This is a genomic window from Streptomyces yaizuensis, assembly GCF_034961445.1.
In the GTDB taxonomy this organism is placed as follows: Bacteria; Actinomycetota; Actinomycetes; order Streptomycetales; family Streptomycetaceae; genus Streptomyces; species Streptomyces yaizuensis.
Map to the genome: position 1 here is coordinate 290,105 of NZ_BSBI01000003.1, position 12,492 is coordinate 302,596.

At 73.5% G+C, this 12,492-nt stretch carries 6 protein-coding genes; 3 read left to right on the forward strand and 3 right to left on the reverse strand.

Features of this window, described 5'->3' with window-relative positions:
* Window positions 1-27 precede the first annotated feature (27 nt).
* Window positions 28-1,206: an adenylyltransferase/sulfurtransferase MoeZ gene (gene moeZ / locus SYYSPA8_RS09585; protein ID WP_323446599.1), complete on the forward strand. Its 1,179-nt coding sequence runs from the start codon at window positions 28-30 to the stop codon at window positions 1,204-1,206.
* Window positions 1,207-1,361: 155 nt separating this feature from the next.
* Here the strand turns inward: moeZ and SYYSPA8_RS09590 are convergent, their stop codons facing one another.
* From SYYSPA8_RS09590 to SYYSPA8_RS09600, 3 genes are all read right to left on the reverse strand, one after another.
* The gene (locus tag SYYSPA8_RS09590) at window positions 1,362-2,900 is read right to left on the reverse strand and encodes an alpha/beta hydrolase (protein WP_323446600.1); all 1,539 of its coding nucleotides are present in this window, start codon (window positions 2,898-2,900) and stop codon (window positions 1,362-1,364) included.
* 155 nt (window positions 2,901-3,055) lie between these two features.
* Window positions 3,056-4,660, reverse strand: a complete 1,605-nt coding sequence (locus SYYSPA8_RS09595) for an alpha/beta hydrolase (protein ID WP_323446601.1) — start codon at window positions 4,658-4,660, stop codon at window positions 3,056-3,058.
* Window positions 4,661-4,921: 261 nt separating this feature from the next.
* The gene (locus SYYSPA8_RS09600) at window positions 4,922-7,900 is read right to left on the reverse strand and encodes a lysylphosphatidylglycerol synthase domain-containing protein (protein ID WP_456115158.1); all 2,979 of its coding nucleotides are present in this window, start codon (window positions 7,898-7,900) and stop codon (window positions 4,922-4,924) included.
* A gap of 210 nt (window positions 7,901-8,110) precedes the next feature.
* On the opposite strand from SYYSPA8_RS09600, the gene SYYSPA8_RS09605 reads away from it, so the two are divergent.
* A complete protein-coding gene (locus tag SYYSPA8_RS09605) occupies window positions 8,111-8,464 on the forward strand; it encodes an MGMT family protein (protein WP_323446910.1) in 354 nt (117 codons plus the stop codon).
* Between the two features lie 286 nt (window positions 8,465-8,750).
* The gene (locus SYYSPA8_RS09610; RefSeq protein ID WP_323446603.1) at window positions 8,751-12,401 is read left to right on the forward strand and encodes an ATP-dependent helicase; all 3,651 of its coding nucleotides are present in this window, start codon (window positions 8,751-8,753) and stop codon (window positions 12,399-12,401) included.
* Window positions 12,402-12,492: the final 91 nt, after the last annotated feature.

Below are 12,492 nucleotides of genomic sequence, written 5' to 3' on the forward strand. Positions count from 1 at the left end.
TTGATTTAACGACGCTACGGAGTCCCCGTGTCGCTGCCCCCCCTGGTCGAGCCAGCAGCTGAGCTCACCGTCGACGAGGTCCGCCGGTACTCCCGCCATCTGATCATTCCGGATGTCGGGATGGACGGTCAGAAGCGGCTGAAGAACGCCAAGGTGCTGTGCGTGGGGGCCGGCGGTCTCGGATCGCCGGCCCTGATGTACCTGGCCGCGGCGGGTGTCGGCACCCTCGGCATTGTCGAGTTCGACGAGGTCGACGAGTCCAACCTCCAGCGCCAGATCATCCACAGCCAGGCCGACATCGGCCGCCCCAAGGCCGAGTCGGCCCGGGACTCGGTCCTCGGGATCAACCCGTACGTCAACGTCGTCCTTCACACCGAGCGGCTCGAAGCCGAGAACGTGATGGACATCTTCAGCCAGTACGACCTGATCGTGGACGGCACCGACAACTTCGCCACCCGCTATCTGGTCAACGACGCCTGTGTGCTGCTGAACAAGCCGTACGTCTGGGGCTCCATCTACCGGTTCGACGGGCAGGCGTCCGTCTTCTGGTCCGAGTACGGCCCCTGCTACCGCTGCCTCTACCCGGAGCCCCCGCCGCCGGGCATGGTCCCCAGCTGCGCCGAGGGCGGTGTGCTCGGTGTGCTCTGCGCCTCCATCGGCTCCATCCAGGTCACCGAGGCGATCAAGGTCCTGACCGGGGTCGGCGACCCGCTGGTCGGCCGACTGATGATCTACGACGCCCTGGAGATGCAGTACCGCCAGGTCAAGGTCCGCAAGGACCCCGACTGCGCGGTCTGCGGCGAGAACCCCACCGTCACCGAGCTGATCGACTACGAGGCGTTCTGCGGAGTCGTCTCCGAGGAGGCCCAGGAGGCGGCGGCCGGTTCGACGATCACTCCCAAGCAGCTCAAGGAGTGGATCGACGAGGGCGAGAACATCGAGATCATCGATGTCCGCGAGGTCAACGAGTACGAGATCGTCTCCATCCCCGGCGCGACGCTCATCCCGAAGAACGAGTTCCTCATGGGCACCGCCCTGGAGCGGCTGCCGCAGGACAAGAAGATCGTCCTGCACTGCAAGACGGGTGTCCGCAGTGCGGAGGTGCTCGCCGTGCTGAAGGCCGCGGGCTTCGCGGACGCCGTCCATGTCGGCGGCGGCGTGATCGGCTGGGTCCACCAGATCGAGCCGCACAAGCCCGTCTACTGACCCGTCCCGGACCGGTCCGTCGCCGAGGCCGCTGAGGCCGCTGAAATCGCCGAGGACCGGTCCGTCCCTCCGGTGGGGTGCTGTGCGCGCCCCACCGGGGACCGGGTGCCCCGGGCGGGCGGGGTCCGGACGACAGGCCCTTCGGTGAGCAGGGCTCAGGCCGAGCAGGTCCTGCCGTCCTCGGGTATCGCGCCCTTCAGCAGATAGTCGTCTATCACTTCGGTGGTGCACTCCGAGGTGCCGTACGCGCCGTGCGTGTCGCCCTCGTTGGTGAGCAGCACACCGACCCCCTCGCCCAGCTCGTCCGCCATCCGCCGCGCGCCCTCGTACGGCGTCGCCGAGTCGCCGGTGGTGCCGACGACCAGGATCGGCGCCGCCCCCTTCGCGGAGACGTCCGGCGCGTCCCAGGTGCCCGGCACCGGCCAGTCGGCGCACCAGCCGGCCAGGTCCCAGGCCAGATAGGGGCCGAACACCGGCGACACCCCGGTGAAGTCGGCCAGATGGCGGTCCCTGACCTCCTTCGCCGTCACCCGCCCCTTGCTGTCGGCGCAGGATATGGCGCGCTGGGCGTGGTCCTGCGGGGAGTACTCCCCCTCGCTGTCCCGGTTGTTGTACGCGTCGGCCAGGGTCAGCAGATCGGTCCCGTCGCCGTCCTCCGCCGCCTTCAGCGCCTTCGTCAGCTGGGGCCAGCTGTCCTCCGAGTACAGCGGCAGGATGATGCCGGTGAGCGCGAGCCCTTCGGTGAGTGTGCGGCCCGAGTCGGTGGGCAGCGGCGACCGGTCCACCCGCTCCAGGAGCCGCACGACCTGCTCGGTGCCCTCCTTCGCGCCGATGCCCCGGTCCTCGAAGTAGTTCTCCAGGGCCCGCTGGAAGCCCATGACCTGGTTGCGCGCGCCCCCGACGAAGTCGGCGGTGGGGTCGACCACGCCGTCCAGGACGAGCCTGCCGACCCGGGCGGGGAAGAGGTGGGCGTAGACGGCGCCCAGTTCGGTGCCGTACGAGAAGCCCAGGTAGTGCAGCTTCTCGTCGCCGAGGGCCCCACGGATGAGGTCCATGTCGCGCGCCGCGTTCTCCGTGCCGACGTGGGGGAGGATCCGGCCGGACCGCTCGGCGCAGCCCGCGCCGAAGGCCCGCGCCGTGGCGAGGTAGGTGCTCTCCTCGGCGGCGGTGTCCGGGGTCTGGTCGATCCGGTGGGCCTCCTCCGTCCGCTCGCTGTCCCGGCAGACCACGGCGGAGCTGTCGGCGACTCCGCGCGGGTCAAAGCTGACCAGGTCGTACTGGCTGTTCAGGGTGGAGAACTGGGCGGCGGACAGGGGCAGCCCGGCCACACCGGAGCCGCCGGGTCCGCCGAAGTTGAAGAGCAGGGAGCCGATGCGCTTGCCCGGTCCCTTGGCCTTGGCCCGGACCAGGGCTATGTCGACCGTCCCGCGCGAGGGGTCGCCGTGGTCGAGAGGCACCGGCAGGCTGGCGCACTGCCAGCGGTCGCCGGGGCGCTGGGCCTCGCTGCCATGGGCCTTGACCGGGGCCTCGCACCGCTTCCAGGCCGGCTGCCGCCCGTCCGCCGGGCCGCCGCCGTCCGCGCGGGCGGGCGCTGAGCCCCTGTCGCTCTTGTCGCCGCTGTCACTGCACCCGGCCGCGCCGGCCAGCAGGACCAGGGCGGCGGCCAGGGCACCCACCCGTACCCTCGTGCTCATTGCGCCCCCACACGTCGGAACGTTCACGATCTTCCGGATGCCATGGCGTGCCACAACTCCCGGATCCTGCCCGCCATCCTAAGCACGGCCACTGACAGTGCCCCGGGCTCCCCCGTGACCTGCGGTGACGGAGCTTTCCCGGCTGCGGAGCGCGGTCAGGGGCAGACCTTGCCGGCCGGCGGGACCGTGCCGTCCAGCAGATAGGCGTTCACCGCGTCCCGTACGCAGGTGTCCCCGCTGGTGTACGAGCCGTGCCCCTCGCCCTTGTAGGTCATGGTGACGCCGACGTCCGGGCCGAGGGCCTCGGCCATCGCGCGGGTGCCCTCGTAGGGGGTGGCGGGGTCGCCGGTGCTGCCGATGACCACGATCGGGGCCGAGCCGGGGGCGGAGACGTCGGGGTGCGACCAGGCGCCGGCGACGGGCCAGCCGTCGCAGCTCATCAGCCCCCAGGCGAGGGTGTCGCCGAAGAGGGGCGACGCCGCGCGGAACCGGGGCAGCCGCTCCCTGGTCTCGGCCAGGCTGAAGCGGTCCCGGTAGTCGGCGCAGCTGATGGCGGTGAGCGCCGCCATGCTGTTGTCGTAGTGGCCGTTCTGCTCCCGGCCGTTCATCAGGTCGGCGAAGGTGAGCAGGAGTCCGCCGTTGCCGCCGTCGGCCTCGTCGAGGCCCTGTTCCAGATACTGCCAGAAGTCCTGCGCGTACAGCGTCTGCACGATGCCGGTGAGGGCCAGCGACTGGGTGAGGTCACGGTCCCCGATGGCCGGGATCGGCTTCTCGTCGAGCCGGGCGAGCAGGTCGGCGACCCAGTTCTGGATGTCCTCGACGGATTCGCCGGGCAGCAGGCACTCGTCGCCCCGGTCGAGGCAGTCCCGGGCGAAGTTGCCGAACGCGAGCTGGAAGCCCTTCGCCTGGCCGAGGGCGGACTGTTCGGCGGTCTTGGTCGGGTCGACGGAGGCATCGAGGACCGCGCGGCCCACCGTACGGGGGAAGAGGTGCGCGTAGACGCCGCCGAGTTCGGTTCCGTAGGAGACGCCGACGTAGTGGAGCCGGCGGTCGCCGAGGGCCTGGCGCATCAGGTCCATGTCGCGGGCCGCGTTGGTGGTCCCGACATGGGGGAGTTCGGTGCCGGAGTTCCGTTCGCAGGCCCGGTTGTAGGAGGCGAGCGCGTCCTGGAACTTCCGTTCCTCGTCCGGGGTGTCGGGGGTCGAGTCGCCGGCGTAGAAGGCGTCGAGCCGCCGGTTGTCCTCGCACTCGACGGCGACGCTGCGGCCGACTCCCCGGGGGTCGAAGCTGACCAGATCGTAGCGGGTGCGCAGATCGGCGTAGTCGCTCTCGAAGTTGGGCAGGGCGGCGACGCCGGAGCCGCCGGGTCCGCCGAAGTTGAAGATCAGCGAGCCGATTCGTTTCTGCTGATTCACGGCGCGGCCGCGGATCAGCGCCAGTTCGATGGTCTCGCCGCCCGGATCGGCGTAGTCCAGCGGGACTTCCAGGAAGGAGCACTGCCAGGGGGTGCCGCCGGGCAGCGGCGAGGGCGCGGGGCCGCCGCCCTCGGCCTCGGAAGGCGGTGGGCAGGTGCGCCAGTTCAGCTTCTGCGCGGTGAACCGCTCCAGCGCCTCGCTGCCGGTGGGGGCGGGGGTGGTGGTCCGGGATCCGGCGGTCCCGCCGTCCCCCTCGCCGCCGTCGGAGCAGCCCCCCGCGGCCAGCAGCACGGCGAGGGAGGCGACGAGTGCTGCGGCCCGCAGGGCGGATGCGGTGGTCGGCATGGCTCCATCGTGGGCGCCGGGGGCGGTGGCCGCCCGTGCGCGGGGCCGTTCGGGTGACCCCTCACGGACCGTGGGCGGAGCACCGGAGCACCGGAGCAGCCGGTGACGCGGATCCCCGTGACGCGGAGGGCCGGTGACGCGGAGGGCCGGGTCCTCAGTGGCCCGGGGCCGGACGGACCGCTGTCCGTGGCAGTCCGCCGACGCTCCTTGGGTACTGCTCGGTGCCGCCGGACCGGCGCGGCACGATCCGGGGGAGCGGGCCTACAGGGCGCCCTTGCGCGTCAGATGGTTGAAGACGAACCAGCCCGGCAGGACCGGGAGCCAGAGCGTCATCGTCCGGTACAGCAGCACGGCGGGGGTGGCGACCTCCTTGGGCACGCCCGCCGCGATCAGGCCGAGGATCAGCGCGCCCTCGACCGCGCCCACACCGCCGGGCGTGGGAGCCGCCGACCCCAGGGCGTTGCCCGCGAGGAAGACCACCGCGAGGCTGGCGTAGCTCAGCGGCTGGTGCCCGTCGCCGAAGGCCCGTACCGAGGCGTCCAGGCAGAGCACGAACAGACCGGTCAGCATCAGCATCCCGCCGATGCCGGTGAGCAGCTTCACGGGCCGCTGGAGCACGTCGAGCATCCGGGGCACCACGCCGGCGAACAGCGACCGCAGCCGGGTGGACACGAACTTGCGCAGGAACGGGATCGCGGTCACCACCAGCGCCAGCACGGCGACCGTCAGCAGACCGGCGATCACCGTCCGGGACGGGTTGAGCGACGGGGTCTTCTCCGTGCCGGTGAGATAGCCGAAGGTCAGCAGCAGGATGATGTGCGCCCCGAGCCCGAAGAGCTGGGACGCGCCCACGCTCGCCACGGCGAGTCCCGGACGTACCCCGGAGCGCTGGAGGAACCGGGTGTTCAGGGCGACGCCGCCGACCGCCGCCGGTGCCACGATCTTGACGAAGGAGCCGGCCACCTGCGCCGCCACGGTACGCGGGAACGGCACCCGCTCGGGGACGAAGCCCAGCAGGCTCATCGCCGCCGCCACATAGCTGAGGGCGGAGAACGCGGCGGCCGCAGCCACCCAGCCCCAGTGGGCGTGGCTGAAATCGGTGGTGAAGTCGGTGCCGGCGATCGTGGTGAGCAGGAAGTACGCGGCGACCGCACCGGCGATCAGGCTCACCAGGGTGCGTGGCCGGATCCGTTCCAGGCGGACCGGTTCCACCGGTGCCTGGGGGCGGATCCGCAGCACCTCGTGGCGGATCTGGGAGAGCAGGTCCTCCTCGCGGGCCTCGTCCATCGCCTCGTCGATGGCGCGCTTGTCGGCCTGCTTCTCCGCCCGCTCGGACTTGCGGCCCGCCTTACGGCCCTCCGTGGCCCCGGCGGCAGCCGCCTCGGCACGGGCCCGCTTGGCGGCGGCGGACGCCTCCAGGACCGCTTCCCGCTCCCGCTGGGCCCGTTCCCGGGCCAGCCGGCGCAGGGTGCCCCGGGTGGAGCGGGTCAGCGCGATCGGCTGGAGCAGCGGCAGACAGTCGGCGACGCTGTCCGGACCGAGCACCGCGACCGCCGTGGCGACCGCGCGCTCGGCGCCGAGCCGCAGGGCGAAGGTGGTGAGCAGCTGGGCGATGTCCATGCGCAGCACCACGTCGCCCGCCGCGATCTCGCCGCCCCGCAGATCGGTGAGGATCACCTTGCCGGAACGATCCACCAGGATCGCCTCGCCGCTGAGGCGGCGATGGGCGATCCGGCGCGACTGGAGCGCCTTCACCTGCTGCCACGCCTCGCGGACCACCTCGTCGGTGATCTCGTCGTCGGCCATGGTGTCCAGGGACCGGCCGCCGAGGTGCTCGTAGACCAGCATCACGGCGTCGGGGCCCAGCTCGGAGGTGGCGATCAGCTTGGGGGCGTTGGCGCCGGCGGAGATCGCCGCGTACGCGAGCAGCGCCTCCTGCTCCAGGGCCTGGCGGAGGGACTGGAGCGATCGGCGGGTGGTGATGGACCGGAGGGTCAGCCGGCGCCACACCCGGTAGAAGAAGCCCTGCGCCTGCTGTTCCCGGTCGACGACGGTGACATCGAGCGGAGGGCCGTCCTCCAGGGTGACCAGGTAGCGGCGGCCCCGGTCGTTCAGCTCGGATCTCCGCTCGCTGCGTTCCCGCTTGCGCGCCTTGCGGTCCCGCGCGGTCCCGTCGGAGACGGTCCCGTCGGCGGTGGCCGGGGTGTCGGGGGTCGAGGCATCGGTGGCCGGGGCGGCGGGGTCGCTTCCGGCTGTGTCCGCCGTGGCCTTCGTTTCCCGCGTCCCCTGCGTGGCGTCCTGCGGAGCGGCCTTCCGTGGCGCCGGGGTCGCGGTGTCGTCCGGGACCGGCACTGAGGCCGTCCCGGCCGCGTCCTCCGCGCGCATCGCGGTGACCGGGTGGAAGCCCACCCGGCGCAGCCCCGCCAGCAGGGTCTGCCCGGTGGGGCGGACATTGGGCGTGCCCACCGCGTACAGCGTCCCGTACGCGACGGTCCAGCCCAGCAGCACGGTCAGCACGATCGAGAACGGGGTGGTGAACCCGGCCACCAGCATGGCGAAGGCGTCCAGCAGCAGCACCACCCACAGCACCACCCGCCACCGGGGTCTGCGGGCCATTCCGACGGCCGTCATGTAGGCGATCACGGGTGCGAGATAGCCGTGGACGGGGTCGGTGAGCCCGCTGCCCTGGTGCTGGGTGAGGGCGTCGCGGATGCTGTCGGGCGCCGCCCGTGCCACCCAGAGGTCCGTGGCGAGGGTGACCCCGTGCGCGAGCACCGCCGCGAGGACGCCGTCCGCGATCCGCAGTCCGTCGCGTTTGATCAGCCGCTCGATGGCGAAGGCGATGGGGACGAGGAGGACGGCGATGGAGGAGACCAGTCCGGCGATCTTGACCAGGAGGTCGGGGGCCTGGCCGGTGCCCTTGGTGATGTCCTCCTCAAGGCCGGCGGTGGTGCCGTGCGCGAAGGCGGCGATGGCGAGCAGGACGGCGATCGCGAGCGCGCCGGTCAGCAGCCGCAGCAGGTCGGAGGGGCGGTGCACCCGGGCGGCGAGCAGCGGCTCGTCGCCCGACACCCGGTCGCTGGCGGTCACTCCGGGCGGAGGCTCGGCGGAATCGGCGGGTGCGGCGGATCCGGTGCCGTCCCCGGGGTCCTGCCGCGGCGGGGGTTCATCCGCTTTCGGCCCGGTCCGTTCCGGCTGGGGCTCGGTCCCAGGGGTGCCCGCCGGCCTGCCTGGCTGCACGCCCTGCTCCTTCGCCGTCTCGGTCTCTTCTTGATCTCGTATCACCCGTCACCGCCCGCACGATGGTGGCACGACCGGGCGGCCGGCGGAGGACTCAGGGGGCCGTGCGCGGGAGGTGCCAGTGTGCTATCCGCTGCTTCGGCCGTGAAATCCATTCTGCACCGCATGTCTGTGCACAGGGGCCACGGGCTGTCGGTGCCGTGGGGCAGGATGGGGCGGGTGGAAGAGCTGCCGGAGTACGCCGAGCGGGTGCTGGAGGTCACCGAGCTGATCCCGCCCGGAAGGGTGATGACCTATGGGGACGTCGCCGAATGGCTGGGTGAGGGCGGTCCGCGTCAGGTGGGCCGGGTCATGGCGCTGTACGGGGGCGCCGTGCCCTGGTGGCGGGTCGTCCGGGCGGACGGGGTGCCCCTGGCCGGCCATGAGATACGGGCCCTGGAGCAGTACCGGACGGAGGGCACGCCCCTGCGCCCGGCGCCGCCCGGTGCCGAGGGGCATGTGCCGCGCATCGACATGAAGCGGGCGCGGTGGGACGGCGCGAGCATTCCGGATCGACGGGACTGACGGGACTCCCGGGGGTGACGGGGTGCCGGGGGCAATCCGCCGGGCCCCGGCTCCGGCTCCGGCTCCGGTCCCGGCTCCGGCTCGGGGTCCGGCCCGGGGCTGCTGTTCCCCGGCTTCCGGTACGGACGGATCCGGCCGGGGCGCACAGGGCGCACGGGCCGCCGCCGCGCTCCGGGCGCCGGACGGCGTAGCCTCGATCCTCCGCGCCTCGACCGCGCACCGCCTTCCCCACCCCCCCAGCCCGTACCCGTACCCCATCCGTAACCCCTCAGGACCGGCGATCCACGTGAGTACCTCCACCACCACCGGACACCCGCCGTATCAGCGACCGATACGGCGGCGCGGTCCGGGCGCGTACCGGTTGGTGCGGACTCCGCCGGGAGCCGTGGCGCCCCCGCTGCTGGACGCGGCCCAGCGCGCCGTGGCCGACCACCAAAGCGGCCCCCTGCTCGTCCTCGCGGGTCCGGGCACCGGCAAGACCACCACCCTGGTGGAGGCTGTGGCCTCGCGGGTGGCGGCGGGGGCGGATCCCGCGCGGATCCTGGTGCTCACCTTCAGCCGCAAGGCGGCGGTGGAGCTGCGGGACCGGATGGCGCTGCGGCTCGGGTCCGCCCGCGGTCCCCAGGCCACCACCTTCCACTCCTTCTGCTACGCCCTGGTCCGCGCCCACCAGGACGCCGACCTCTTCGCCGAGCCGCTGCGGCTGCTCTCCGGCCCCGAGCAGGACGTGGCCGTACGCGAGCTGCTGACCGGCCAGCTCGACCTGGAGTCGGACGGGGCCGCGCGCCACCAGTGGCCGGACGAGCTGCGGGCCTGCCTGACCACCCGGGGGTTCGCCGACGAGGTGCGCGCGGTGCTGGCCCGCAGCCGCGAGCTGGGGCTCGGGCCGGAGTCCCTGGCCCGGTTCGCCGCGCGCACCGGCCGTCCGGACTGGCGGGCGGCGGCGTCGTTCCTGGCGGAGTACCTGGACGTCCTCGACATGCAGGGGGTGCTCGACTACGCGGAGCTGGTGCACCGAGCGGTGCTGCTGGCGGAGCGGGGCGGCACACCGCTGGACTTCCCGTACGACGCCGTCTTCGTCGACGAGTACCAGGACACCGACCCGTCCCAGGTGCGGCTGTTGCGGGCTCTCGCGGGCGGTGGCCGCACCCTGGTCGCCTTCGGCGATCCCGACCAGGCGATCTACGCCTTCCGGGGTGCCGACGTCAACGGCATCCTGGACTTCCCCGAGACCTTCCGGGACCGGGACGGCCGGCCGGCGGGCGTCGCCGTGCTCGGCACTTCCCGCCGCAGTGGCGAGAAACTGCTCGCGGCGACCCGGTTGCTGACCCGCCGGATGCCGCTCACGAGGCTCCCCGCCGACAAGGTCCGGGCCCACCGCGAACTCGCGGCGGTCCGGCCGGGCGGGGCGGTGGAGACGTACACCTTCCCGACGCCGTCCACCGAGCTGGAGAACATCGCCGACATCCTGCGCCGGGCGCATCTGGAGGACGGCGTCCCGTGGCACGAGATGGCGGTTCTGGTGCGTGCGGGTGCCCGCAGCATTCCGGCCGTCCGACGCGCGCTGACGTCGGCGGGGGTGCCGCTGGAGGTCGACGGCGCCGATGTGCCGCTGCGGCACGAACCGGCCGTCGCGCCGCTGCTCACCGCCCTGCGCGCGGTGGCGGCGGCGGCCTCGGCCCCGGGGGAGGGGAAGGACGCGGCCGCTCACCGTGCCGCCGCCCCCGCCGCCGTTGCTGTCGGCGACGCCGGTGTTGACGGCGTTGTCGGCGGTGCCCCGGAAACGAGCGGCGATCCGCAGACGGACGGAGTTCCGGGGACGGACGGGGGGTCCGAGGGGGCCACAGGCGCCGACGGGTCCGAGACGTCCGACGGATCCGGGGCGCCCGAGACGCCCGGGGTGTCCGAGGGGCGGCCGGGCCGGGCCTGGCTGGACACGGAGACCGCGCTGACCCTGCTCGGCTCCCCCCTCGGCGGGATGGACGCCGCCGACCTGCGCCGCCTCGGCCGTGCCCTGCGGGACGAGGAGCGCGCGGCGGGCAACCGCGTACCCCCGCCCTCCGACGAACTCGTCGCCCGTGCCCTCGCCGAACCCGAGCGGCTGACCGTCCACGACCGCGCGTACGCGTTCGGCGCCCGGCAGCTCGGCGGGCTGCTGCGGACCGCCCGCGAGCTGCTGGAGCGCGGCGGCACCGCCGAAGAGGCCCTGTGGGCGCTGTGGGACGGCACCGGCTGGCCGGCCAGGCTGGAACGGGCCGCCCTGCGCGGCGGTGCCGCGGGCCGCAACGCCGACCGTGACCTCGATGCCGTGTGCGCGCTCTTCGACACCGCCGCCCGCGCCGAGGAGCGCACCGGCGGCCGGGGCGCCCTCAACTTCATCGAGGAGATCGAGGCGCAGGACATCGCCGCCGACACCCTCTCCACCCGGCACAGCCGCCCCGACACCGTCCGTCTGATGACCGCCCACCGCTCCAAGGGCCTCGAATGGAGTCTCGTCGTCGTCGCCGGGGTGCAGGAGGGGCTCTGGCCCGACCTCCGCCGCCGGGGTTCGCTGCTGGAGGCCGACCGGATCGGCCGGGACGGCCTCGCCGAGCCGCTGACCCCGGGCGCCCTCCTCGCCGAGGAACGCCGGCTGTTCTACGTCGCCGCCACCCGCGCCCGCGACCGGCTGGTCGTCACCGCCGTCAAGGCGCCCGCCGACGACGGGGACCAGCCCTCCCGTTTCCTCACCGAGCTGGGCGCGGAACCGAGGGACATCACCGGACGGCCCCGCCGCCCGCTCGCCGTGGCCGCCCTCGTCGCCGAGCTGCGCGCCACCACCGTCGACCCCGGCGCGTCCCCGGTGCTGCGCGAGGCCGCCGCCCGGCGGCTGGCCCGGCTCGCCGTGCTCACGGACGAGGAGGGCACGCCCCTGGTGCCCGCCGCCCATCCGGAGCGCTGGTGGGGGCTGCACGAGCCCACGCGCAGCCAGGTGCCGCTGCGGGACCGCGACCGTCCCGTCGCGCTCTCCGGCAGCGCCCTGGAGCAGCTCGCGGGAGGCTGCTCCCTCCAGTGGTTCCTCGGCCGGGAGGTCCGCGCGGAGGCCCCCGCCACCGCCGCACAGGGGTTCGGCAACGTGGTCCACGTCCTCGCCGACGACGTGGCCTCCGGCCGCACCCCGGCCGATCTCGCCGTCGTCATGGAACGGCTCGACTCCGTCTGGGACGGGCTCGCCTTCGACGCCCCCTGGAAGTCCCAGCAGGAGAAGGAGCAGGCGCGGGCCGCACTGGAACGCTTCCTCCGCTGGCATGTGCTGGACCGGGGCGGCCGGGCCACCGTCGCCACGGAGCACCCCTTCGACGTCACGCTGGAGGCGGGCGAGTACGCGGTGCGCATCCGCGGCTCCATGGACCGTGTCGAGCAGGATGCCCAGGGTCGTTTTTACGTCGTCGATTTCAAGACGGGGAAGTCCGCCCCCAGCGCCCCGGAGGTCGAGCGTCACGCCCAGCTCGCCGTCTACCAGCTGGCCGTGCGGGAAGGAGCGCTGGACAGCCCGGACCCGTCCGCAGCAGACCCCTCGGCAGACCTCGCCGCGGACCCCTCGGCGGACACCTCCGCGACCGACCTGGCCCCGACCGATCCGTCGGTGACCGACCCCTCCGTCACCGACCCCTCCGCGACCGGTACCTCCGCTCCTGAGACGGCTCCCCCCGAGGTCGGCGGCGCCGAACTGGTCCAGCTGCGGCAGGCCGCCACCAGGAAGGAGGGCGGCGACGCCTTCCCCAAGGTGCAGGCGCAGCCGCCGCTCAGCGGCGAGTGGGTCGGCGAACTGCTCGCCACCGCCGCCGGCCGGGTCCTGGACGAACGCTTCGCCCCGGCCACCGGAACCCAGTGCTCCACCTGCTCCTTCCGCGCCTCGTGCAGCGCGCGCCCCGAAGGCCGCCACATCGTCGAGTGAGCCGCTCGTACCGGGCTGACAGCCCGTACCGGACGAACCGGGACGGACGGGTGAGCCGGGAGGGTTGTCCACAGGCGCACCCGACTGTCGT

Bases quoted from the DNA above. Each gene is read 5' to 3' on its own strand.
- SYYSPA8_RS09590 (WP_323446600.1), bottom strand. From the start codon at position 2,900: ATGAGCACGAGGGTACGGGTGGGTGCCCTGGCCGCCGCCCTGGTCCTG.
- SYYSPA8_RS09605 (WP_323446910.1), top strand. From the start codon at position 8,111: ATGGGGCGGGTGGAAGAGCTGCCGGAGTACGCCGAGCGGGTGCTGGAG.
- SYYSPA8_RS09595 (WP_323446601.1), bottom strand. From the start codon at position 4,660: ATGCCGACCACCGCATCCGCCCTGCGGGCCGCAGCACTCGTCGCCTCC.